22 protein-coding genes are annotated in these 22,973 nt (G+C 53.2%); 4 read left to right on the forward strand and 18 right to left on the reverse strand.

Features of this window, described 5'->3' with window-relative positions; translation table 11 throughout:
* Positions 1-62 precede the first annotated feature (62 nt).
* Both ilvY and DMB82_RS19245 read left to right on the forward strand, forming a co-directional pair.
* Positions 63-953 (forward strand): HTH-type transcriptional activator IlvY, encoded by an 891-nt coding sequence (gene ilvY, locus DMB82_RS19240; protein ID WP_102117067.1) that lies wholly within the window; start codon positions 63-65, stop codon positions 951-953.
* Positions 950-1,750, forward strand: a complete 801-nt coding sequence (locus DMB82_RS19245) for a lysozyme inhibitor LprI family protein (RefSeq protein ID WP_116162794.1) — start codon at positions 950-952, stop codon at positions 1,748-1,750. The genes ilvY and DMB82_RS19245 overlap by 4 nt, the downstream gene beginning before the upstream one ends.
* Positions 1,751-1,768: 18 nt before the next feature.
* Here the strand turns inward: DMB82_RS19245 and DMB82_RS19250 are convergent, their stop codons facing one another.
* The 7 genes from DMB82_RS19250 to ilvL form a co-directional block, all read right to left on the reverse strand.
* On the reverse strand, positions 1,769-2,512 hold the full coding sequence (locus DMB82_RS19250; protein ID WP_116162796.1) for a DUF2461 domain-containing protein: 744 nt from the start codon (positions 2,510-2,512) through the stop codon (positions 1,769-1,771).
* Positions 2,513-2,619: 107 nt separating this feature from the next.
* Positions 2,620-4,164, reverse strand: coding sequence for a threonine ammonia-lyase, biosynthetic (ilvA, locus tag DMB82_RS19255; RefSeq protein WP_048256108.1), 1,545 nt, complete (start codon positions 4,162-4,164; stop codon positions 2,620-2,622).
* Positions 4,165-4,169: 5 nt separating this feature from the next.
* Positions 4,170-6,020, reverse strand: coding sequence for a dihydroxy-acid dehydratase (gene ilvD, locus DMB82_RS19260; protein ID WP_102116962.1), 1,851 nt, complete (start codon positions 6,018-6,020; stop codon positions 4,170-4,172).
* Positions 6,021-6,093: 73 nt separating this feature from the next.
* Positions 6,094-7,020, reverse strand: coding sequence for a branched-chain amino acid transaminase (locus tag DMB82_RS19265; protein ID WP_102116963.1), 927 nt, complete (start codon positions 7,018-7,020; stop codon positions 6,094-6,096).
* Positions 7,021-7,045: 25 nt separating this feature from the next.
* A complete protein-coding gene (gene ilvM / locus DMB82_RS19270; protein ID WP_102116964.1) occupies positions 7,046-7,306 on the reverse strand; it encodes an acetolactate synthase 2 small subunit in 261 nt (86 codons plus the stop codon).
* A gap of 77 nt (positions 7,307-7,383) precedes the next feature.
* A complete protein-coding gene (ilvG, locus tag DMB82_RS19275; RefSeq protein WP_116162798.1) occupies positions 7,384-9,030 on the reverse strand; it encodes an acetolactate synthase 2 catalytic subunit in 1,647 nt (548 codons plus the stop codon).
* A gap of 140 nt (positions 9,031-9,170) precedes the next feature.
* On the reverse strand, positions 9,171-9,269 hold the full coding sequence (gene ilvL, locus DMB82_RS19280; RefSeq protein ID WP_071531109.1) for an ilv operon leader peptide: 99 nt from the start codon (positions 9,267-9,269) through the stop codon (positions 9,171-9,173).
* Positions 9,270-9,676: 407 nt separating this feature from the next.
* Between ilvL and DMB82_RS19285 the strand changes: the two genes are divergently transcribed.
* Positions 9,677-11,203 carry a YifB family Mg chelatase-like AAA ATPase gene (locus tag DMB82_RS19285; protein WP_102116966.1) on the forward strand — a complete coding sequence of 509 codons (1,527 nt, stop codon included), beginning with the start codon at positions 9,677-9,679 and terminating at the stop codon, positions 11,201-11,203.
* 179 nt (positions 11,204-11,382) lie between these two features.
* Here DMB82_RS19285 and fre read toward each other — a convergent pair whose 3' ends face one another.
* Both fre and ubiD read right to left on the reverse strand, forming a co-directional pair.
* A complete protein-coding gene (gene fre, locus DMB82_RS19290) occupies positions 11,383-12,084 on the reverse strand; it encodes an NAD(P)H-flavin reductase (RefSeq protein ID WP_102116967.1) in 702 nt (233 codons plus the stop codon).
* A 52-nt stretch (positions 12,085-12,136) separates the two neighbouring features.
* A complete protein-coding gene (gene ubiD, locus DMB82_RS19295) occupies positions 12,137-13,633 on the reverse strand; it encodes a 4-hydroxy-3-polyprenylbenzoate decarboxylase (RefSeq protein ID WP_102116968.1) in 1,497 nt (498 codons plus the stop codon).
* Between the two features lie 200 nt (positions 13,634-13,833).
* Between ubiD and rfaH the strand changes: the two genes are divergently transcribed.
* Positions 13,834-14,322 (forward strand): transcription/translation regulatory transformer protein RfaH, encoded by a 489-nt coding sequence (rfaH, locus tag DMB82_RS19300; protein WP_102116969.1) that lies wholly within the window; start codon positions 13,834-13,836, stop codon positions 14,320-14,322.
* 96 nt (positions 14,323-14,418) lie between these two features.
* Here rfaH and hemB read toward each other — a convergent pair whose 3' ends face one another.
* From hemB to rmuC, 9 genes are all read right to left on the reverse strand, one after another.
* Positions 14,419-15,441, reverse strand: coding sequence for a porphobilinogen synthase (hemB, locus tag DMB82_RS19305; protein ID WP_102116970.1), 1,023 nt, complete (start codon positions 15,439-15,441; stop codon positions 14,419-14,421).
* 17 nt (positions 15,442-15,458) lie between these two features.
* Positions 15,459-16,241 (reverse strand): 3'-5' ssDNA/RNA exonuclease TatD, encoded by a 783-nt coding sequence (gene tatD, locus DMB82_RS19310; protein WP_102116971.1) that lies wholly within the window; start codon positions 16,239-16,241, stop codon positions 15,459-15,461.
* Between the two features lie 78 nt (positions 16,242-16,319).
* Entirely contained in the window at positions 16,320-17,072 is a 753-nt protein-coding gene (tatC, locus tag DMB82_RS19315) for a Sec-independent protein translocase subunit TatC (RefSeq protein WP_102116972.1), read from the reverse strand.
* A 3-nt stretch (positions 17,073-17,075) separates the two neighbouring features.
* Positions 17,076-17,672, reverse strand: coding sequence for a Sec-independent protein translocase protein TatB (gene tatB, locus DMB82_RS19320; RefSeq protein ID WP_102116973.1), 597 nt, complete (start codon positions 17,670-17,672; stop codon positions 17,076-17,078).
* A gap of 3 nt (positions 17,673-17,675) precedes the next feature.
* Positions 17,676-17,936, reverse strand: coding sequence for a Sec-independent protein translocase subunit TatA (gene tatA, locus DMB82_RS19325; protein WP_102116974.1), 261 nt, complete (start codon positions 17,934-17,936; stop codon positions 17,676-17,678).
* Between the two features lie 82 nt (positions 17,937-18,018).
* Complete coding sequence (gene ubiB, locus DMB82_RS19330) at positions 18,019-19,659, reverse strand: ubiquinone biosynthesis regulatory protein kinase UbiB (protein WP_116155311.1); 1,641 nt, start codon at positions 19,657-19,659, stop codon at positions 18,019-18,021.
* The gene (gene ubiJ, locus DMB82_RS19335; RefSeq protein ID WP_102116976.1) at positions 19,656-20,297 is read right to left on the reverse strand and encodes a ubiquinone biosynthesis protein UbiJ; all 642 of its coding nucleotides are present in this window, start codon (positions 20,295-20,297) and stop codon (positions 19,656-19,658) included. Before ubiJ ends, ubiB begins: the two co-directional genes overlap by 4 nt.
* A 12-nt stretch (positions 20,298-20,309) precedes the next feature.
* On the reverse strand, positions 20,310-21,065 hold the full coding sequence (gene ubiE / locus DMB82_RS19340; protein ID WP_102116977.1) for a bifunctional demethylmenaquinone methyltransferase/2-methoxy-6-polyprenyl-1,4-benzoquinol methylase UbiE: 756 nt from the start codon (positions 21,063-21,065) through the stop codon (positions 20,310-20,312).
* A gap of 187 nt (positions 21,066-21,252) precedes the next feature.
* Positions 21,253-22,812, reverse strand: coding sequence for a DNA recombination protein RmuC (rmuC, locus tag DMB82_RS19345; RefSeq protein ID WP_102116978.1), 1,560 nt, complete (start codon positions 22,810-22,812; stop codon positions 21,253-21,255).
* Between the last annotated feature and the right edge of the window lie 161 nt (positions 22,813-22,973).

The following is a 22,973-nucleotide window of genomic DNA, read 5'->3' on the forward strand; positions in this document are numbered from 1 at the left end:
AAGATCAAAAGCGGTTGCAAGATAAAAAGCGGCTGCAAGATAAAAAACGGGGCCTGCATCGCATGGATTTACGTGATCTCAAATTATTCCTGCACCTCGCAGAAAGCCGGCACTTTGGCCGTACCGCCAAGGCGATGCACATCAGCCCGTCCACGCTGTCGCGGCAAATTCAGCGGCTGGAAGAGGATTTAGGGCAGACGCTGTTTCTGCGTGATAACCGTACCGTACAGCTCACCGATGCCGGAGAGCACCTAAAGCTGTTCGCCCAGCAAACGTTGCTGCAATACCAGCAGCTACGCCACACGATAGACCAGCATGGGCCGTCATTAAGCGGCGAGCTGCGGATCTTCTGTTCCGTCACCGCCGCCTACAGCCACCTACCGCCGATTCTGGATCGCTTTCGGGCGCTGCACCCGCTGGTAGAAATTAAGCTGACAACCGGCGATGCCGCCGATGCCGTGGAGAAAATCCAGTCGAATGATGGAGACTTGGGGATTGCAGGACGCCCGGAAGCGTTGCCTGCGAGCGTTGACTTCATGCCGCTCGATAAGCTGCCTCTAGCGTTGATTATCCCGGCACTTCCCTGCCCTGTGCAGTCGCTGGTGCGGCAAGCAGATCCAGACTGGTCGCAGGTTCCGTTCATCCTGCCGGAACACGGCCCAGTACGTAAGCGCATCGATCTGTGGTTCCGACGCAACCACATCACCAATCCGCAAATTTACGCCACCATCTCTGGGCATGAAGCGATGGTATCGATGGTCGCGCTAGGCTGCGGCATCGCGCTGATTCCCAACGTCGTGCTGGAGAACAGCCCGGAACCGGTACGCAACCGCGTTTCTGTCTTTGTCGAACAGGTGATGGAGCCGCTAGAACTCGGCGTGTGCGTACAGAAAAAACGGCTTAGCGAACCGCTGATTGCCGCCTTTTGGGACATATTACAGGACACGCCATGAAGATAGCCTTCACTGCCCTCATCGCCGCAGGGGTGACGTTGGCCGCCCTCAGCCACACTGCGCAAGCCGCCAGTTTTCCCTGCGAAAAAGCCGCCTCAGCGCAGGAGAAGCTGATTTGCGCCAGCCCGCTGCTCGGGCAGCTTGATGAAGAACTGGCACAGGCATGGAAGACCTCCCGTGCGTCCCTGACGGCGTACGACAACAGCGCACCGTGGGAAAAAACGCTCAACCAGTTTCAACGCAGTTGGCTGACCACCCGCGATCAATGCAAAGACGAAGACTGTCTGCGCCAACGCTATCAGCAGCAGTTAAACCGGCTGCGCTATCTGAATGACATCGCGCAGCACGCACTCCCTTCGCCGATTACGCCCGTGAAAAGCACCGCTTGTTTCCACGGATCATTCAGCTATGAGTATGTGATGTCAGGGCTTTCTGCCGAAGAGTACCGCGATCTGGGGGATTATTTTCGGGAAATGTATGACCAGAAAGCGCCCTACCACGCCGTCAGCCTGACGATGACCAACCAGCGCGGCAAGATTGAAGGCGGCGCGTCCATTGCATTCCGCTACGGTAACAAGCTGGATGATTCTGCCTTCACGGCCCGCCAGATGAGCGATGTACAAGCGATTGGCAAAGGCGAAAGCAGCTTCGGTCAGCAGGTGAAATTACTGCTCACTTGCATTGACGACGATCATCTGCAAATCGCCACCTTCGGCAGCAATCGGGAAGAAGGTTACCTGTTTAACACTTTGCTGGAGCGCGATAAAACCCCACAGGATCAGCAGAAAACACCGTAGCGTTGGCTCACTTTGGCTCTAGCGTTCAAACCACTTATCCGGCGAAAATGCCCGCGTATCGGACTCCGTTTCCTGCGCGGCTTTCTTCATGGTCTCGACATTCATCAGGTAATGATAGAGCGGTTCAAGCTGGGTAAAACCCTGTGACAGAACCGTCACCAGATCGCCGGAAAACAGCGCGTCCATATCCTGTCGGGTACCTATCGCGGCAAACGACTTACGGTTATACCAGTCAGCCAGCTCCGGATCCTGACCTTTAATCAGCGGGCGTTTGTAGCTTTCGCCTTCCAGCGTGAAGGTATTGCCCAAACAGCTCGCCACTTCAAGAAACTGTGACGGATTCCCGCGCAGCGTCTGACGGAACAGGTCCATCGTATTACGCGTCGCGTTGTAATAGCCCAGCCCGTAACGCCAGGTATCCGGCGTGATTTCAAAGAAATACACCGGCGCGTCCGTCCAGTCCTTACGTGTCCGTTTGAAAGTGAGCCACATATGGCTGCGATAGCGTGATTTATCGTGAGAAAAGCGTGTGTCGCGGTGAATACGGGAGAGCGTTTTGCCGATGGCAGGACGCGTTTCAAAGTGATCATCAATCTGCAACATGGTCAGACTGAGTTCATCCACCAGCGTGCGGAACGGCGCAACCAGTTGCTCATCGTAAACCGCACGGTGCTCGTCAAACCACGCTTTATCGTTGTACTGACGCACCTGCTGAAGAAACGTTAAACCCGCTTGAGAAAAACCCGTGAACTGCGTTGCCATAAAGAAATGCCATCCCTGTTACTAATCAGATGACATAAAGATAACGCCGCCGACGGCGAAACACCATCGGCGGCGTTAGGAGAAAACTCAGCGCGTAATCAACTAACTTAACCCGCTAAAAAGAAGCGGAACGCCGGGTTATTGGTTTCATCGTGGCATTCATAGCCCAGCGCCTGTAGGTGCTGCTCGAATTCCCGATCGCCTGCATCCAACTCGAACGCGGCCAACACGCGGCCAAAATCCGTACCGTGGCTGCGGTAATGGAACAGCGAAATATTCCAGTGCGCCCCCAGCGTGTGTAGGAATTTCAGTAACGCCCCCGGCGACTCTGGAAACTCAAAGCTGTACAGCCGTTCCTGGAGCGGTTTGGAAGGGCGTCCGCCGACCATATAACGAACGTGCAGCTTCGCCATTTCATCATCGGACAAATCCACCACTTCATAACCGTCTGCGGACAGCTCGGCGATAATCTCCTGCCGCTCCGCATAGCCACGCGTCAGACGCACACCGACAAAAATGCAGGCATCTTTGGCATCCGCATAGCGGTAGTTGAATTCGGTAACGGAACGACCACCCAGCAGTTGGCAAAACTTCAGGAAGCTGCCCTGCTTCTCGGGGATCGTCACGGCCAGCAAGGCTTCGCGCTGTTCACCCAGCTCGCAGCGTTCGGAAACGTAACGTAACCCGTGGAAGTTGACGTTCGCGCCGGACAGAATATGCGCCAGACGTTCACCCTGAATCTGATGCTGTTGGATGTATTTCTTCATCCCCGCCAGCGCCAGCGCGCCGGACGGTTCAGCAATCGCGCGGACATCTTCGAACAGATCTTTCACTGCCGCACAGATGGCATCGCTGTCGACGGTAATCACGTCATCCAGATATTCCCGACACAGGCGGAAAGTCTCATCGCCGATGCGCTTCACCGCCACGCCTTCGGCAAACAGCCCGACACGCGGCAGATCGACCGGTTGTCCGGCATCCAGTGCCGCACGCAGACAGGCGGAATCTTCCGCTTCAACGCCGATCACCTGAATCTGCGGCATCAGCTGTTTGATCAGTACGGCAACACCTGCCGCCAAACCACCACCACCGACCGGCACAAACACGCGATCCAGATGCGCATCCTGCTGTAGCAATTCCATCGCCAGCGTGCCCTGTCCTGCAATCACCGCAGGGTGATCGAACGGCGGCAGAAAGGTCATATGCTGCTGTTGTGACAGCTCAATCGCCTTCGCCTTGGCCTCATCAAAGTTGGCACCGTGTAGCAGCACTTCGCCGCCAAAACCGCGCACGGCATCCACCTTGATATCAGCCGTCGCTACCGGCATCACAATCAGCGATTTAATCCCCAGCTTGCTGGAAGAGAGTGCAACACCCTGCGCATGGTTACCAGCGGATGCCGTCACCACGCCGTGTGATTTTTGCTCATCGCTCAGACCTGCCATCATCGCGTACGCGCCGCGCAGCTTGAAGCTGTGCACCGCGTGCCTGTCTTCACGTTTTACCAGAATGACATTACCCAGCCGCGAAGAGATCTTTTCCATCTTCTCCAGCGGTGTGACCTGCGTGATTTCATACACTGGCGACCGCAAGATCGCCCGCAGGTATTCCGCGCCCCCCGGCGCGGCAGGAAGAGGTTGTGACACAGCCATCAGCTTTAGCCTCCCAGCTTGCTTTTATCCCGCACAGCGCCTTTATCTGCACTGGTTGCCAGCATGGCGTACGCGCGCAGCGCAAAAGAGACCTGACGTTCACGGTTATGTGGCGTCCAGGCCTGCTCGCCTCTTGCCTCTTCCGCTTCGCGGCGGCTTGCCAGTTCATTCTCTGCGACGTCCAGCACGATGCTGCGGTTTGGGATATCAATGGCAATCATGTCGCCATCCTGCACCAAACCAATGGTGCCGCCGCTGGCCGCTTCAGGAGACGCATGGCCGATAGACAGGCCAGAGGTGCCGCCGGAGAAGCGTCCGTCGGTGATCAGCGCACAGCTTTTACCCAATCCCATCGATTTCAGGTAGGTCGTCGGGTACAGCATTTCCTGCATTCCCGGCCCACCTTTCGGCCCTTCGTAACGGATAACCACCACATCGCCCGCCACGACTTTTCCGCCCAGAATCGCTGCTACCGCGTCGTCCTGGCTTTCGTAGACTTTTGCCGGGCCGCGGAAAATCAGGCTATCTTTATCAACGCCTGCGGTTTTCACGATGCAACCATCTAGCGCAATGTTGCCGTACAGCACGGCCAACCCGCCATCCTGACTGTAAGCATATTCACGCGAGCGGATGCAGCCTTCCTGACGATCGGTATCCAGTGAATCCCAGCGGCAATCCTGAGAAAACGCTTTGGTCGTACGGATACCCGCAGGGCCAGCGGAATACATGCTTTTCACACTGTCATCCTGCGTCAACATCACGTCGTAGGCTTCCAGCGTTTCCGGCAGCGTTTTGCCCAGCACGTTGTTCACTTCACGGTTCAGCAGGCCCGCTCTGTCCAGTTCCCCCAGAATACCGATCACGCCGCCCGCGCGGTGTACGTCTTCCATGTGGTATTTCTGCGTGCTCGGCGCCACCTTACACAGGTGTGGCACCTGACGTGATAGTCTGTCGATGTCGGTCATGGTGAAGTCCACTTCACCTTCCTGCGCTGCGGCTAACAGATGCAGAACGGTATTGGTGGAACCGCCCATCGCGATATCCAGAACCATGGCGTTTTCAAATGCGGCTTTATTAGCGATGTTGCGCGGTAATACGCTTACATCATCCTGCTCGTAGTAACGCTTCGCCAGACCCACGATGCGTTTGCCCGCGTTCAGGAACAGTTGCTTACGGTCGGCGTGCGTCGCCAACAGCGAACCGTTGCCCGGTTGAGATAAGCCCAGCGCTTCGGTCAGGCAGTTCATGGAGTTAGCGGTAAACATACCGGAGCAGGAGCCGCAGGTCGGACAGGCAGAACGCTCCACCTGCTCGCTCTGTTCATCCGAGACTTTCGGGTCCGCGCCCTGAATCATCGCATCCACCAGATCCAGCTTGATGATCTGATCGGATAGCTTGGTTTTCCCCGCTTCCATCGGGCCACCAGAAACAAAAATCACCGGAATATTCAGGCGCAGCGACGCCATTAACATCCCTGGGGTGATTTTGTCGCAGTTGGAAATACACACCATGGCATCCGCACAGTGGGCATTGACCATGTATTCCACGGAGTCGGCGATCAGTTCACGGGAAGGCAGGGAATAGAGCATACCGCCGTGCCCCATCGCGATACCGTCATCAACTGCAATGGTGTTAAATTCTTTCGCGACGCCGCCGGAGGCTTCGATCTGCTCGGCAACCAGTTTCCCCAGATCGCGCAAGTGCACATGGCCCGGCACGAATTGGGTGAAGGAGTTAACCACCGCGATAATCGGTTTACCAAAATCGTCGTCGGTCATCCCGGTGGCGCGCCACAAGGCTCGGGCACCCGCCATATTACGGCCGTGTGTGGTTGTGGCTGAACGGTACTTAGGCATGCTCTGTTACTCCAAAAATTACGAATTTGGCGATGACGGAACGAGTCACCGCCTGACTGTCTGTCTTGATTGCTTACTGATTTATCGGATCCAACCAGCCCCATTTATCTTCGGTTTCACCCGTAAAGAGGCCGAAGAACGCCTGCTGCAAGGCTTTGGTGACTGGGCCGCGTTTGCCAACGCCGACCTGAATGCCGTCGACGCTGCGCACGGGGGTAATTTCTGCCGCAGTACCGGACATGAAGACTTCATCGGCCAGATACAGTGACTCGCGGGACAGCACCTGCTCACGCACTTCATATCCTGCGTCTTTCGCCAGTTTGATGATAGCGTCACGCGTAATGCCCGGCAGCGCCGAAGAGGTAAACGGCGGTGTGAAGATAATACCGTCCTTCACTTCAAACAAGTTCTCGCCCGCACCTTCGGAAACATAGCCGTGGACATCCAACGCGATCCCTTCCTGATAGCCGTGGCGACGCGCTTCGCTACCCACCAGCAGGGAGGACAGATAGTTACCACCCGCTTTTGCGGCGGTTGGAATGGTATTTGCCGCCACGCGATTCCAGGACGACACCATCGCATCGATGCCTGCTTCCAGCGCCTCTTCACCCAGATACGCGCCCCACGGGAAGGCTGCGATGATCACATCGGTTTGATAACCATCTGGCGGGTTAACGCCCATGCCCACATCACCAATGAACACCAGTGGACGAATATAGGCGCTAGTCAGGTTATTTTTACGCAGCGTTTCACGGCAGGCTTCCATCAGCTCATCTACGCTTTGCGCGACGGGCATACGGTAGATTTTTGCCGAATCACGCAGGCGTTGCATGTGCTCACGGTGACGGAAAACCACCGGACCCTTATGTGAATGGTAGCAGCGAACGCCTTCAAAGACCGAGGTGCCATAATGCAGGGCGTGCGACATGACGTGTACTTTTGCTTCAGCCCATGGAACCATCTCACCATTGAACCAAATGTAATCCGCTTTTTTTGTCATTCTTCTTTTTCCTTACTCTTTTACGTTAGGCGCTGATCTGCTGTGATGTCGTCATCGGTTGAATATCAACGCAGGCAATATCCAACAGCTTGCTCAATTGCGTTGACAATAAATCTACCGAACGATGGCTGGCAACGGTCAGTTCAATATTAATGTGTTCGGCATTGGTGGTTTGCACCATATTCATCGCGCAAACTTTGAAACCGCGATGGCGGGTAACACGCAATACACGCTCCAGAACCTCGGGACGAAAGCGCGCCTGAATCGAAAGTTGATGGTGTGTCATTCTGTTATCTCCAGCACTTATTCTGTGTAAGTCGGCCATTGTTCGGTTTTGTCGAGCTTAGTTTGGTGTTGTCGAGCCTATTCGGTTTTATCGAGCATCGTTTCGTTACCCGCACCCGGCGGAACCAGCGGCCAGACGTTTTCGTATTCATTAATCGATACGTGCAATAAATAGGGTCCTTCGCTGTTAAACAGGGCATCCAGCGCGACATCAATTTGATCTTTACGGGTGATGCGCTGGCCGGGGATATCAAACGCGCTTGCCAGCGTCAGGAAATCAGGGTTATCGGAGAGGTCAGTTTCACTATAACGTTCATCAAAGAATAACTGCTGCCACTGACGTACCATGCCTAACCGTTGGTTATCCAGCAATACGATCTTTAACGGCAGCCGTTTTCGTTTGATGGTGCCCAACTCCTGAACGTTCATCATGAAAGAGCCGTCGCCGGAAATGCAGATAACCATGTCATCCGGGCGCGCAACCTGTGCGCCTACCGCAGCGGGCACGCCGAAGCCCATCGTGCCGAGGCCGCTGGAGGTAATGAAATTCTCAGGACGGCTGAACGTCATATGCTGTGCGGCCCACATCTGGTGCTGGCCCACATCGGTCGTGACCACCGCATCCGCATCCATTCGTTCGGAGATCGTTTTCAGCAGCGCAGGCGCATAAATCGCCTGACCGGGATGATCATAACGCCACGGGTATTCTGCCTTCATCATGGCCGCCTGCTGACGCCACGCGCTGACGTTCAGCGGCTGTTGCAGCGCAGGTAATATCGTTTTCAGATCGCCTTGCAACGCGACATTAGCATGACGCAATTTGCTCAACTCGGCTGGGTCGATATCCATGTGAATCACACTGGCATGAGGCGCGAAGGCGTTCAGTTTGCCGGTCACACGGTCATCAAAACGCGCCCCAACCGCGATTAACAAATCGCACTCCTGCACAATCAAGTTCGCCGCCTTCGTGCCGTGCATACCAATCATACCGAGGTAATAGGGATGATTGGCATCCACGGCTCCCAGCCCTTTCAGCGTCGAAACGGACGGGATATCCGTTACGCTCAGGAATTCACGCAGTGCCGGAACCGCATTCGCCATGCCGACCCCACCGCCAACATACAGCACGGGTTTTTGCGCTTTCGCCAGCAGAGCGTACGCCTGCGCAATATCTTGCTCGGGGAAATCGACATCGTTAACAACAGGCGCAAAGTTTGGAGTGAAATCCCCCACTGCCAGCTGAATGTCTTTAGGAATATCGACCAAAACAGGGCCTGGACGACCGCTGTTGGCAATCGCGAACGCTTCTGCCATCACTTCCGGCAGTGATTCGAGAGACTCAACCAGAAAACTGTGTTTCGTACAGGCCAGCGACAGCCCCAGCACGTCAATTTCCTGGAAAGCATCGGTGCCAATCAGCGCTGACCCAACCTGCCCAGTGATCGCCACCACAGGGACAGAATCCAACAGCGCATCGGCCAAACCCGTGATCAGGTTGGTTGCTCCTGGGCCGGATGTCGCAATGCAGACGCCCACGTTACCCGTGGAGCGGGCATAGCCAATCGCCGCCATCACCGCGCCTTGCTCGTGGCGACACAGCAGGTGTTTCACGCCGCCGTCATAAAGTGCATCGTAGACTGGCATTATCGCGCCCCCCGGATAACCAAAAACGGTTTCCACTCCCTGCGCTCGCAACGCTTGAACCACCCACTGTGCTCCATTCATAGTTATTTCCCCGACATCTTATGGGAATAACAGAATTTTATGCTGACGTTCATTTTCTGTTCCTTTCCGTTATAGATTACGCCCAACAAAAAACCCCCGACCTTTCGGTGCGGGGGTTTTCTTGAATGAGGCCTTGATTTCTAAGCCATTCTTCGTCCAAGTGCAGCCCCGCACGGTGGGATAATAATCACCACCACGCTAATCACGACTAGGCTAATCACTAGGGATAGGGCTTTCATAATAGGTTGTTCATTAATCTTCTGTCGAACGAATGCCTACAGAGTTATCACAGTAAGACAGGGTATGACAACCATTTTTTTTCATTACCACCCGTAAGAATTACCTATGATACGAAAAAAAATACAACGTAATCATAAGGTAGAGGTACATCAAATTATTTTCGCCCGTTGGCGTAAAAATGAGCGCTGTATGAGAAACGTGGCAGATGAAAACAGGTGTCGTCGATCGTCGGATAACGTTAAGCAATCGGTTCACCTTAGATAATTGCGATACATCGCGCACAAATTTTACTCATTACTGAAACAGAGGATTATTTCATGACACCGCCGCGCAGAGTGGCGAAAACAGCCTCTACTTCTTCTCCCTTGCCAGACATGATGTAAACCATCAGCAAAGGGGAAATAGCATGTCATTGGCAGTTACCTATACTCGGGCAATGATTGGTGTACAAGCGCCGGACGTTTATATCGAAGTTCACATCAGCAGCGGGCTGCCGGCCCTAACGCTGGTGGGTTTACCTGAAACCACCGTCAAGGAAGCGCGGGATCGCGTGCGCAGCGCACTCATCAATTGCGGATTTACGTTTCCAGCAAAGCGCATCACGGTCAATCTCGCTCCCGCAGATCTACCAAAGGAAGGGGGACGCTACGATCTACCGATTGCTCTGGCGATTCTGGCAGCCTCAGAACAAATTGATGGTGAAAAGCTAAGCCGCTACGAGTTTCTTGGCGAACTCGGCCTGTCTGGCACCTTACGTGGCGTCAATGGCGCGATTCCCGCCGCATTAGAAGCCATAAAAGCAGGCCGCCAGCTTATCCTGCCAGATGACAATAAGCGGGAGATGACGCTGATACCGCAGGGTGAAGCGCTAATGGCCGGGCATTTGTTGGATGTGTGTGCTTTTCTCAGTGGGGAAGAGGAATTGCTCAGTTGCTCCGACATGACGCCCGTTCCACCGATCGAGGAAGATACCCTCGATCTGAAGGATATCATCGGTCAGGAGCAGGCTAAACGCGCGTTGGAAATCGCGGCGGCAGGCGGCCATAACTTGCTCTTACTGGGGCCACCGGGAACCGGGAAAACCATGCTGGCAAGCCGATTAGGCAATCTGATGCCACCATTAAGCGATGACGAAGCGTTGGAAAGCGCTGCCATCAATAGCCTAATCAACATTGATGCCACCATGACGCGCTGGCGAGCCAGACCATTCAGAGCGCCTCACCATAGTTCTTCCATGGCCGCGCTCGTGGGCGGAGGGTCGCTGCCCAAACCCGGAGAAATCTCGCTCGCCCACAATGGTGTACTATTTCTGGACGAACTACCGGAGTTTGAGCGACGAGTATTGGACTCACTACGAGAGCCGCTGGAGTCCGGTGAAATTATCATTTCCCGCACGCGGGCCAAAGTATGCTACCCAGCACGGGTGCAGCTCGTTGCCGCAATGAATCCCAGCCCCTCAGGACACTATCAGGGCGTTCATAACCGGTTGCCAGCACAACAAATACTGCGCTATCTCAGCAAACTTTCCGGTCCCTTTTTGGATCGCTTTGACCTTTCAATCGAAGTCCCTTTACTACCACCAGGGGTGTTATCTCAGCAGCATTATCAAGGCGAAAGCAGCGCGACCATTCGCGAGCGCGTGCTGATCGCACGGCAAATACAGCTGAAGCGGGCAAATAAAATCAACGCACTGCTCACGTCACGCGAAATAGAAAAACACTGCGGATTGGAGATGGCTGATGCGACCTATCTGGAAGAGGTGATGAACAAACTTGGCTTATCCGTACGTGCGTGGCACAGGATATTGAAAGTCGCGCGCACGATCGCTGACCTCGGCGATAGGGACAATATAGAGAGAAAACACCTTGCCGAAGCGCTGAGCTATCGCTGCATGGATCGATTGCTCATCCAGCTCCACAAAAGCCTTGAATAGCGAGAGCGCTAATCTCAGGACGAGATTTATATCTGCGCAATCAGAGCGTACAGGGATGCATTTAGAGCGTCTTTACGATCTATCCGTTACTACAGCCATACAAACTTTGTCAGCCGCCTCAAATCCCACAGCCGTGGGATTTTTATTTTACAGCTTATGTATTACTACTCGCGACAGCTTTAAATAAACGAAAACGCATCGCTGAACATATGCGCGGTCAGCGCGCCGCGCTCATTACAAAAACGCTCGCGTGCAATTTTCGCCATTTCAAAGCGACCGGCAATATAGATATCCTGCTCTGCCAGTGAGCCGTAATCCTGTAATACCGCACTCAGAACAGTCCCCGTTCTACCATCCCATCCTGCTTCCGGCTGCTCGACCACCGGCACTACGCGCAGAGTAGGGTGCTTGGCCGCAAAGCCTTCAAGCTCGGTTAAGTCATACAGATGCTGGGATTCACGTCCGCCCCAGTAAATGGCGATATCACGCTCGGGTTGCTGCGCCAGCGCGGTCAGCAGAATAGAACGCACATACGAAAATCCGGTTCCCCCCGCAATCAACACCAGCGGGCGCGTACTCTCTTCCCGCAGCCAGGCTTCGCCATGTGGGATATCGACCGTCAGCGCTTTTTCCCTGTGAATCCGTTCCATCACAGCCATTGCGTAAAGATTCAGTTCGGACGCCCCAATGTGCAACTCAATAAAGTTTTTATCCATCGGGGTCGATGCCAGTGAAAAAGGACGTTTATCTCGATCGCCCATCACTACCATCAAATACTGGCCAGCCCGAAAGGAAAACGGCGCTTCAGGTAACAAACGAACGCGATAAACCGTATCGGTTATGGCTTCGACCGAAGTCACTTTACAGCTCAATGTTGTCATGCATTCCCTCTATAGGGTCATAAAAGCAAAACTGAGAACAGAGCAGCAGCCCTTAACGCCGAGGCTCTCTGTCACTAAAAATGGCCAGTTCATCCCATATGTCATCAACGCGGGCACAAACCTGTGGGTCTTTCTTGATGGGGCGACCCCACTCGCGCTGCGTCTCGCCAGACCATTTATTGGTGGCGTCCAGACCCATTTTGGAACCCAGACCAGAAATCGGCGAGGCAAAATCAAGGTAATCTATCGGCGTATTTTCTACTAATACCGTATCGCGCGCCGGATCCATACGCGTCGTGATCGCCCATATGACATCGTTCCAGTCACGCGCATTAATGTCATCATCGCAGACAATGACAAATTTCGTATACATGAACTGGCGTAAAAAAGACCAAACGCCCATCATGACGCGTTTAGCATGGCCCGGGTACTGTTTCTTCATGGTAACGACAGCCAGACGGTAAGAGCAACCCTCCGGTGGCAAATAAAAATCAACAATCTCAGGAAACTGCTTTTGCAGGATCGGCACGAAAACTTCGTTCAACGCCACGCCCAGCACGGCAGGCTCATCCGGCGGTCGGCCCGTGTAAGTCGAGTGATAAATGGCATTCTGACGCTGAGTAATATGCGTGACGGTAAAGACCGGAAAATTATCGACTTCATTGTAATAGCCGGTGTGGTCACCATAGGGACCTTCTGCCGCCATTTCTCCGGGTTCAATATACCCTTCAAGAACAATTTCCGCACTGGCAGGGACTTCCAAATCGTTCGACAGGCACTTCACCACTTCAGTCTTATGCCCACGCAGTAAACCCGCAAAGGCATATTCCGATAGCGTATCGGGCACAGGCGTCACCGCACCGAGAATCGTCGCAGGATCAGCGCCCAATGCGACAGACACCGGAAAACGCTGCCCAGGATTTTCCTGACACCACTCTTGGAAATCCAGTGCGCCACCGCGATGAGATAGCCAGCGCATGATCAGTTTGTTTTTACCCAGCACCTGCTGGCGATAGATCCCCAAATTCTGCCGTTCTTTATGCGGCCCGCGCGTCACGGTAAGCCCCCAGGTAATCAGCGGGGCGGCATCTTCCGGCCAACACTGCATCACCGGAATCCGACGCAGGTCAACATCATCCCCCTGCCAAACCTGTTCCTGACACGGCGCAGAAGACAGGCGTTTAGTCGGCATATTCAATACCTGACGGAACTTCGGCATTTTATCCACCAGATCGCGGAACCCTTTAGGCGGTTCCGGCTCTTTCAGAAACGCCAGCAGTTTACCCACCTCACGTAATGCGCTGACGTCTTCCTGCCCCATGCCCAATGCAACACGTTTCGGCGTGCCAAATAAATTGCACAGCACCGGCATGTCATAGCCTTTGGGGTTCTCAAACAGGAGAGCAGGGCCTTCCGCACGTAGCGTTCGGTCGGCAATTTCCGTCATTTCAAGGTAGGGGTCGATGGGCTGGGTAATGCGTTTTAACTCCCCTCTCTCTTCCAGCAGTGAGAGGAATTCGCGTAAATCACGGTATTTCATGCTATTCATCGGGGGCAGTCTATCGTTCTGGCTATTATAAAGTCTCTTCGCCAACCTGTCGCTTCCCGCAGCGCCTATTTATGGCAAGAATCTACTCACCATCAAGAATTCAATCGCCGTAATGTGGTAACAAAAATATTTGACGAAAATTTTTTATCCGTGTTCGCTTTTGTTATGCTTGCTCGTCGGAATCATAAGTCTGCGAAATTATGGAAGCCTGGTACTTACTGTATTGTAAACGTGGTCAACTGCTGCGAGCGAAAGAGCATCTGGAACGTCAGGATGTCACCTGCGTGAGCCCAATGATCACGCTGGATAAGATTGTGCGTGGTAAACGGACGGAAGTGTGTGAGCCGCTGTTCCCGAACTACCTGTTTGTGGAGTTCGACCCTGAACGCATCCACACCACCACTATCAGTGCGACACGTGGGGTGAGCAACTTTGTGCGATTCGGTGCGCTGCCAGCAACCATTCCGCAGCAGGTTATCGATGAATTGTCACTTCGCCCTATTCAGGGAATTATTGACCCAATGACGCCACAGCCCGGCGATAGTGTGGTTATTACCGACGGTATTTTCTCTGGTATTCAGGCTATTTACACAGAACCTGACGGCGAAGCTCGCTCAATGCTGTTGCTGAATATGTTGAATAAACAGGTCAGACAGAGCATCGATAACCGCGAGTTTCGCAAAGCCTAGTCTTTATAAAAAACATAGCCCTTCGAAAAACGTAGCTTGACGCCTCTGCTCTTTACCTTATCCGGCGCGTTTATCACGCGCCGGATAAGAACAGACCTAGCGTTGCATGTGCTGATCATGTAGCCACTGTGCGACACGCTTGGCAAAATAGGTCAACACCCCATCTGCACCTGCGCGTTTAAAGCACAGCAGAGACTCCATCACTACTGGCTGTTCTTGCAACCAGCCGTTCTGAATCGCCGCCATGTGCATCGCATATTCGCCAGATACCTGATAAGCAAACGTCGGCACACCAAAGGTATCTTTAACGCGACGCACCACGTCCAGATAAGGCATCCCAGGTTTGACCATCACCATATCCGCGCCTTCCTGCAAATCCTGCGCAATTTCTTGTAAGGCTTCATCGCTGTTAGCAGGGTCCATCTGGTAGGTTTTCTTGTTGCCACCTTTCAGGTTGCCCGCTGAGCCCACGGCGTCACGGAAAGGCCCGTAATAACACGATGCATACTTAGCTGAATACGCCATGATCTGAGTATTGACCAGATTCTGCGCTTCAAGCATGTCGCGGATAGCGCCGATGCGGCCATCCATCATGTCACTAGGGGCGATAATTTCTGCTCCAGCTTCCGCGTGAGACAGCGCCTGACGTACCAAAATCTCCTTGGTGACGTCGTTAATCACATAACCATCCGCATCGATAATCCCGTCCTGCCCGTGCGTGGTATAGGGATCGAGCGCCACATCCGTCAGTAAACCCAGCTCAGGGACGGCGTCTTTCAGCGCGCGGATCGTGCGAGGAACCAGACCATCCGGGTTATAGGCTTCTTCGGCATGGAGTGATTTTTTATCCGCTTCAATGACGGGGAACAGCGACAGAACCGGAACGCCGAGCTTAGCGATCTCTTCGGCTTCTTTCAGAAGCACGTCGATAGTCATCCGGTATACCCCCGGCATGGAGGGAACTTCCTGACGATGATTTATCCCTTCCATTACGAAAACGGGATAAATCAAATCATTCACCGTCAGTTGATTTTCAGCAACAAGGCGACGGCTGAAATCATGGCGGCGAATGCGACGCATACGTCGGCCGGGGAACGTGCCGGGAAAAGCAGTGCTCATGTCATTATTCTCCTGAATCAGGCCAACCGGAAAACCCGGCGGGCATTTTCATCTGTTGTCTGTCCCAACCATGTGGCATCTTCTCCACGCCACTCCGCAACCTGGCGAATAATATGAGGCAGATAACAGGGTTCGTTACGGCGGGAGGCCGGTTTAGGGCGTAAATCCCGGGGTAACAGATAAGGTGCGTCGGTTTCCACCAACAGCCGATCGGCAGGAATATGCGGCAGTAAGGCGCGCAGCTCAAGCCCGCGGCGCTCATCGCAAACCCAGCCAGTGATGCCAATCATCAACCCCGCAGCCAGACACTCATCCAATTCATGACGATTACCGGTAAAGCAGTGGACCACGGCGGCAGGTAACTGGCTCAGCCATGGCATCAGCAGAGAAATAAAGCGGGGATGTGCGTCGCGGCAGTGAAGGAAAACCGGCATGGACCGTTCAGCCGCTATCGCTAACTGTGCGCTGAATGCCCCTTCCTGTTCTTCTGGCGTCGAAAAGTTACGGTTGAAATCCAACCCGCATTCACCAATAGCAACCACGCAAGCAGCGTTTGCCATTTGGTGGAGTTGTTCGGCGATAGCGCCATTCCATTGGCTGGCATCATGCGGATGAACGCCCGCCGTTGACCAACAGTAATCGGGATAGGCTTGCGCCAGTAACATGGCCTGATGGCTTTCCTGGGCATTGGTGCCCGTGATCAAGATGCCACTGACACCCGCTTGCTTTGCCCGGATGACGACCTGCTCCCGATCTTTTTCAAACTGAGAACTGGTTAGGTTGACACCGATATCAAACATGACTCTCACTCTGGCGAATAAAAAATAAGACCTCTCAAAGAGAGGTCATTTTACCGTCCTGCCGCAGGGAACCGTTAGTTACGGCGATGGCTCTTCCGCTTCAGCTCGTCGGCCTTTGCCAACATAAAACCGCGCGAAAAATACACCGATTTCAAACAGCAGATACATCGGAACCGCCAGTAGCGTCTGTGAGAAAACGTCCGGCGGCGTCAGCAGCATCCCGACAACGAATGCGCCCACCAAAATATAAGGGCGTTTCTTCTTCAGGTCTTCTGGCGTCACCACACCACTCCAGCAGAGCAGCACGATGGCAACGGGCACCTCAAACGATATGCCGAACGCCATGAACAGCGCCATAACAAAATCGAGGTAGTTATTGATGTCTGTCGCAATCAATACGCCAACCGGCGCGGTTTTCGCAAAAAAACCAAACGCCAGCGGGAACACCACAAAATACGCGAACGCCATGCCCGAATAAAACAGCAGACTGCTGGAAACCAGCAACGGCATCATTAAGCGACGCTCGTGTTTATACAAGGCTGGAGCCACAAATGCCCACACCTGATACAGCACCAGCGGCGCAGCGACAAATACTGAGACAATCATCGTCAGCTTTATCGGCGTAAAGAAAGGTGAGGCGACATCGGTCGCGATCATGCTGGCACCCGCAGGCAATTGCTCAATGAGCGGAGCAGAAACCAGTTGATAAATGTCGTTGGCAAAGAACACCAGCGCAATAAATACCGCCAGCACACAGATAATGCTGTTCAGTAGCCGCTTGCGTAGCTCAATCAGGTGGCTAATTAGCGGTTGAGTCTCTTCATTGGCCATAAACTAACGACTATCACTCGGTTGGCGGGCAGAAACAGCAGAAAACTGGGCCTGCTCAGGTTTGACATTATCGTTGCCGACAGCGTCAGCACTTGCGGCGTTGCGATCATCATGGTGGTGTTCAGCAGCAGAGCTTTCAGGTTTAGGCTGGCTGGCTGCAGGACGTGGACGTACAGCGGTTTCCGCTTCAATAACCCCATCATAGGCCGCTTCGGGATCGCTCAGCGGAATGTTGTGCTGTGGTTCCACCGTTGCACGATGACCCTCTGGCGTTTGGTGCCCATCTACCTTTTGCGGCGACACTGTCTCGGTATAGCCGCGTTTCATCGCTTCTGCCGCTTCTTTAAGTTCATCCATTGAGGCTTTCAACTCAGGCGACAGATTCTGCAAACTGGCTTTTTCGACTTTCTTCAGGCTTTCCTGAAACTCCTGGAGTTTCAGCTCCTGCGACAGTTCATTCTGAACCGTAGACGCCAGCGAACGCAGCGTCCTGACCCAGCTTGCAACCGTTCTGACTGCCACAGGCAAACGCTCTGGCCCGAGAACAATCAGGCCGAGAACCATCACCAATAGCAGTTCACCAAAACCGATATCGAACACAGATTACACCTGCTCTTTATGCTGGCTCTTCGTGTCACTCTGTTTGGTTTCTGACGGGTGGTCAGTGATCGACTTAGTCGAAAAATCCGCATCTTGCTGAGTTTTATCTGCGTGATTAGATGTTTGATCATCCCCCATCGCTTTCTTAAAACCTTTGATCGACGCACCCAAATCTGAACCCAGTGTTTTTAATTTTCCAGTCCCGAACACTAGCACGACGAGAACGACAACAATCAGCAACTGCCAAATACTAATACCGCCCATAACATTTACCTCTTTTCAAAAAGGGGAACGACAGAATTCCCGTAATTATATCGGGCAATTCTGGCCTGCATCATGATCTGCTTCAACGAGTTCGACGCCAGCCGATAATCCAAGCGACGATCCCTGCGGCCATCAGCCCTGCGGGAACCCCATCGGCTTCAACACGGCTGATCAGTAACAACGTACCACTGATTAGCAGCGTTGCGCCAATACCCAGAAGATATCGTGACTGTCCTTGACGAGAGTGCTGTGTCTTCAACTCATAGGCCAGCTTATCGACGCTTTGCTTTAACATCTTATGCTGACGTAGCCCGTCATAAAACAGCTCAGGGACTTCCGGCAGTTTTTCAGCCCAGAACGGCGCCTTTTCTTTAAGCGCACGGAAAACCGCAGACAAACCGACCTGTTGTTTCAGCCAGTTTTCCAGAAACGGCTTGGCAGTTTTCCACAGGTCGAGCTGCGGATAAAGCTGCCGACCCACACCTTCAACATACAGCAGCGTTTTTTGCAGCAGCACTAGCTGCGGCTGTACTTCCATATTGAAGCGACGGGCCGTATTAAACAAATTCAATAATACATGACCGAACGAAATTTCTGCCAACGGCTTCTCAAAGATCGGCTCACAGACCGTACGAATAGCAAACTCAAAATCGGCAACATTCGTGTCCGCAGGCACCCAGCCCGAATCCACATGCAGTTCGGCAACTTTGCGATAATCACGATTGAAAAAGGCAATGAAATTCTCAGCCAGATAGCGCTTATCTTCTTTATTCAACGAACCGACGATACCGCAATCAATACCAATGTATTGCGGGTTCTCTGGGTGATCGTAGCTGATAAAGATATTGCCGGGATGCATATCTGCGTGGAAGAAACTATCGCGGAACACCTGTGTGAAGAAAACCTGAACGCCGCGTTCTGCCAGTAATTTCATATCCGTGCCATTGGCTGTCAGCGCGTCGACATCAGAAACAGGAATACCGTAAATTCGCTCCATGACCAACATGCTTTCACTGCAATAATCTGAATATATTTCAGGCACATACAGCATCGGGCTATTATCAAAATTACGCCGTAGTTGAATGGCATTTGCCGCTTCACGCAGCAAGTTCAGCTCATCAAGCAGCGTTTTTTCATATTCCAGCACTACTTCACGCGGGCGCAGACGGCGGCCATCCGGCAACAGGCGCGGCAACCAGCCAGCCAGACGTTTCATCAGGCGCATATCCGCCTTGATGACGGGCAAAATATCTGGGCGGATGACCTTGATAACGATCTCTTTTCCCGTGCTTTTCAGGCAGGCGGTATGCACCTGTGCAATCGATGCAGAGGCCAGAGGTATAATGTCAAAATCGTCAAACCACTCTTCAAGGGGGATTCCGCCCATCGACAGCTCAATTTGCTCGCGCGCCAACTTGCCGTCAAATGGCTCAACCTTATCTTGCAACATCGCTAGCTGATCGGCGATAGCCGGTGGGAACAGATCGCGGCGTGTAGACATCATTTGTCCGAACTTAATCCACACGGGCCCCAGTTCCTGAAGCGCCAAACGCAGGCGTTCCCCCAAAGGCATGTTGCGGTGGAGATTAGGTAACCAGAACAGCAGGCGACGACCCGCACGCAGCGGAAACGTCAGGCGCATCTTAGGAATGAGTTCATCCAGACCATAGCTCAACAGCACACGCACAATGCTGTAAAGGCGGCGTAATTCACCAGGCGTCATCGTAAAGCCTCCAGCTTCGCCAGCCGTTCGGACAACGTATCGGCGGATTTATCCAGCGCAACAATTTCCTCATGGAACCAAGCGTTTTCCAGTTTTCCTGGGGTCAGTCGCCATTCTTCCGTTAACGTCTCGGACAAGAAATGTTGCTGCTGATGTAATGACCGTCTCAGGAAACTCAAGGTTTTCTGTGCCGTTTGGGTAAGACCCTGAGCAACAATATCGCCCAGATAGGGGGACAACCACTCCGCCGGATCGAACTCTGCCAGATCAACCAGCACGATGAACTGTTGAACGACTTGAATATCGCCTTCTATCACCAGCTCGCCGCTGCGCATCAGCGACGATAGCTGTTGACGATCGCGTAATTTCATCAGAACCGGAACGCGTGTTTTCAGGCAGCAATCCGCAGGCTCGCCCCATTGGCTGATCACGTCCAGCCGCTGTTCGTTAAACACCAGCACCAAGGGCATATCCAGCTCAGCCAACTCGATCTGAAGTGTTTTCCCCTGTAAGCGCTGGCGGGCAGACTTCATACTTCGATCGCAAGAAAAACCACGATCGCAAGAAACCGTATCGTGAAAAAGCAGCTGATTCAGCGCGGTTTCCAGCGTAGCAGTCAGAAAAGACGTTATCAGCATTGGCGTTTCCAATCAGAATTTAAACCCACGATGCAGCGCAACGATTCCACCGGTGAGGTTGAAATAGTTAACACTGTCAAAACCGGCATCGCTCATCATCCCTTTCAGCGTTTCCTGATCGGGGTGCATGCGGATAGATTCCGCCAGATAGCGGTAGCTACCGGCATCACTCGCCACGGCTTCGCCAATCCTCGGCAGGATATGAAATGAATACGCATCGTAAACGGTGCTCAGTTGTTTAATGATCGGCTTGGAAAACTCCAGCACCAGCAAGCGACCACCCGGCTTCAGCACGCGGTACATTGATCGCAGCGCTTTGTTTTTGTCCGTCACGTTGCGTAGACCAAAGGAGATAGTAATGCAGTCGAAGAAGTCATCAGGGAACGGCAGCGCTTCAGCATTGGCCTGCACGTAGTTGATGTTGTCGATAATGCCTTTGTTACGCAGTTTTTCGCGGCCCACTTTCAGCATTGATGCGTTGATATCCGCCAGAATGACCTCACCACCTTCGCCAACCATACGGGAGAATTTGGCAGTTAAATCCCCCGTGCCTCCGGCAAGATCCAGAACACGCTGGTTACGTCTTACTCCACTACATTCGATAGTGAAACGCTTCCAGATTCGGTGGATACCAAAGGACATCAGGTCATTCATCAAGTCATACTTTGCTGCTACAGAATGAAAAACTTCAGCCACCATGACTTCTTTTTCATCCCTGGCGACAGTCCGAAAACCAAAGTCGGCCGTATTCTCCTGCTCACTTGCCATCTTATCCGCCTACTATTTCAGTCAAATTTCGGGTCTACCCATTTATGGTGAGAGTGTACCAGACCCGTATAAAAACCCCACTGCACTAATTTCACAGTGCATGGTGCCAAGCCCGCGAAATCCATACCTATTTATATCAGTCATACTTCAAGCTGCTTGTGCGTTGGCTTCACGCAACTCGAATTCTTTAGGATTGGGTACGGGTAGCGAAAGGGGTTTCCCCTTCTTCACCCTCCGTTTTCACGGTTGGTGAAACAGCATCGGGTGCTACGGAATCCGGTAATTCATCGTGTTCAGCGTGCTCATGGGCCGTTGCTTTTTCTGCTAATGACGGGCTGATTGTGCGTTTGATTTCTACACCCAGCGCACGGAACCCCTCAGCCTGGCCAATAAGGTTACCACGCCCAGAGGAAAGTTTATTCATCGCCTGACGATAAGTGCCCTGCGCTTTATCCAAACTCTGCCCCAGCGCTTCCATGTCGTCGACAAACAATCGCAGTTTATCGTACAGCCGCGAGGCTTTCTCGGCGATCTGCTGTGCGTTGCGGCTCTGTTGTTCATAGCGCCATAAATTGTTGATGGTGCGTAATGCCACCAGCAGCGTGGTCGGGCTGACCAGCATAATATTGTGCTTTAACGCCTCGTTGATCAATTCGGGCTGGCGATCGATAGCGACCAGAAAAGCAGGTTCAACGGGAATAAACATCAGCACGTAGTCCAGCGAACGCAGCCCAGGAAGCTGCTGGTAATCTTTACTGCTCAACTGCCGAATATGGCTGCGAACCGAGAGCAAATGTTCGTTCAGCGCCACACTCCGCTCTGCATCATCGTCACTATTAAAATAGCGCTCGTAGGCCACCAGCGACATTTTGGCATCGATCACGACATCTTTGCCCTGCGGTAAACGCACAATGACATCCGGTTGCAGGCGGCTATTTGTGCCTGTTTGCACGCTGACCTGTGTTTGATACTCGTAGCCTTCACGCAGGCCGGAGGCTTCGAGCACGCGGCTTAACACCACTTCCCCCCAGTTACCCTGCGTCTTATTGTCGCCCTTCAGGGCTTTCGTCAGGTTGATGGCTTCATGTGCCATCTGCGCGTTCAGCTGTTGCAGATTGCGGATTTCATGCGCCAACGTGTGACGCTCACGCGCTTCCGCACCAAAGCTGTCCTGCACCTGACGGCGGAACCCATCAAGCTGCTCACGCAGCGGCATCAGCAGCTTATCCAGACTCTGTTTATTTTGTTCATCCACCTTACGACCGCTGTGTTCAAAAATCCGGTTCGCCAGATTCTCAAACTGCGTCGTCAACCGCTGTTCGCTGTTTGCCAGCAGCCGCTGCTTTTCTTCCGCCGCCATACGGGTTTCTTCCAGCCGAATGGTAACTTCCCGCAGCTCCGCTTCCTGCGCGCTGTTGATTTCACGCAGCGTTCGCAGTTCCTGATTTAACTGCATGCACTCTTCACGGAGTTCAGTAAGCTGTTGCAGCTTTTCATGGCTAGCAGAGAGCTGAGCGTGAACCGTGCGCAGCTCCAGCTCGTTTTGCCGCAGCCGCTGTTCGTCCTGCTGCTTTACCTGCTGCTGTTCGCTGAGCGACTGTTGAGTCTGCTGCAATGTCTGCGCCAGCAACCGCTGTTCGGTGTCATGCTGCGACAGCTTCTGCTGATGAATCAGGCTGGCAATTAACCACCCGACCAACAGACCCACTGCACTGCCGCCCAGACCATAAAATATGCTGATATCCACTTTGCCTCCGCAGGCCTTTCACGCTGTCGGTCAAGGTAAAATGATACTGTATGGATGTCCAGAAACAATTCCGGCGGGGAAGACGCTGAGCAGAAAAATGCGAGCCGCATTCCATATGAGAATGGATAGATGATAATTTGCAGAATAATCAGATGAGTAAC

Origin of the sequence: Pectobacterium aquaticum (assembly GCF_003382565.3) — a bacterium.
GTDB lineage: Bacteria > Pseudomonadota > Gammaproteobacteria > Enterobacterales > Enterobacteriaceae > Pectobacterium > Pectobacterium aquaticum.

What these genes read in the sequence shown, in the direction of transcription:
- ilvA (WP_048256108.1), bottom strand. Translation starts at nt 4,164, where the DNA reads ATGGCTGTGTCACAACCTCTTCCTGCCGCGCCGGGGGGCGCGGAATAC.
- hemB (WP_102116970.1), bottom strand. Translation starts at nt 15,441, where the DNA reads ATGAGCACTGCTTTTCCCGGCACGTTCCCCGGCCGACGTATGCGTCGC.
- DMB82_RS19245 (WP_116162794.1), top strand. Translation starts at nt 950, where the DNA reads ATGAAGATAGCCTTCACTGCCCTCATCGCCGCAGGGGTGACGTTGGCC.
- tatC (WP_102116972.1), bottom strand. Translation starts at nt 17,072, where the DNA reads ATGGCCAATGAAGAGACTCAACCGCTAATTAGCCACCTGATTGAGCTA.
- DMB82_RS19265 (WP_102116963.1), bottom strand. Translation starts at nt 7,020, where the DNA reads ATGACAAAAAAAGCGGATTACATTTGGTTCAATGGTGAGATGGTTCCA.
- ilvM (WP_102116964.1), bottom strand. Translation starts at nt 7,306, where the DNA reads ATGACACACCATCAACTTTCGATTCAGGCGCGCTTTCGTCCCGAGGTT.
- ubiD (WP_102116968.1), bottom strand. Translation starts at nt 13,633, where the DNA reads ATGAATAGCATGAAATACCGTGATTTACGCGAATTCCTCTCACTGCTG.
- ilvY (WP_102117067.1), top strand. Translation starts at nt 63, where the DNA reads ATGGATTTACGTGATCTCAAATTATTCCTGCACCTCGCAGAAAGCCGG.
- DMB82_RS19250 (WP_116162796.1), bottom strand. Translation starts at nt 2,512, where the DNA reads ATGGCAACGCAGTTCACGGGTTTTTCTCAAGCGGGTTTAACGTTTCTT.
- tatD (WP_102116971.1), bottom strand. Translation starts at nt 16,241, where the DNA reads ATGTTTGATATCGGTGTCAACCTAACCAGTTCTCAGTTTGAAAAAGAT.
- ilvL (WP_071531109.1), bottom strand. Translation starts at nt 9,269, where the DNA reads ATGAAAGCCCTATCCCTAGTGATTAGCCTAGTCGTGATTAGCGTGGTG.
- DMB82_RS19285 (WP_102116966.1), top strand. Translation starts at nt 9,677, where the DNA reads ATGTCATTGGCAGTTACCTATACTCGGGCAATGATTGGTGTACAAGCG.
- rfaH (WP_102116969.1), top strand. Translation starts at nt 13,834, where the DNA reads ATGGAAGCCTGGTACTTACTGTATTGTAAACGTGGTCAACTGCTGCGA.
- fre (WP_102116967.1), bottom strand. Translation starts at nt 12,084, where the DNA reads ATGACAACATTGAGCTGTAAAGTGACTTCGGTCGAAGCCATAACCGAT.
- ubiB (WP_116155311.1), bottom strand. Translation starts at nt 19,659, where the DNA reads ATGACGCCTGGTGAATTACGCCGCCTTTACAGCATTGTGCGTGTGCTG.
- ilvG (WP_116162798.1), bottom strand. Translation starts at nt 9,030, where the DNA reads ATGAATGGAGCACAGTGGGTGGTTCAAGCGTTGCGAGCGCAGGGAGTG.
- tatA (WP_102116974.1), bottom strand. Translation starts at nt 17,936, where the DNA reads ATGGGCGGTATTAGTATTTGGCAGTTGCTGATTGTTGTCGTTCTCGTC.
- ubiJ (WP_102116976.1), bottom strand. Translation starts at nt 20,297, where the DNA reads ATGCTGATAACGTCTTTTCTGACTGCTACGCTGGAAACCGCGCTGAAT.
- ilvD (WP_102116962.1), bottom strand. Translation starts at nt 6,020, where the DNA reads ATGCCTAAGTACCGTTCAGCCACAACCACACACGGCCGTAATATGGCG.
- ubiE (WP_102116977.1), bottom strand. Translation starts at nt 21,065, where the DNA reads ATGGCAAGTGAGCAGGAGAATACGGCCGACTTTGGTTTTCGGACTGTC.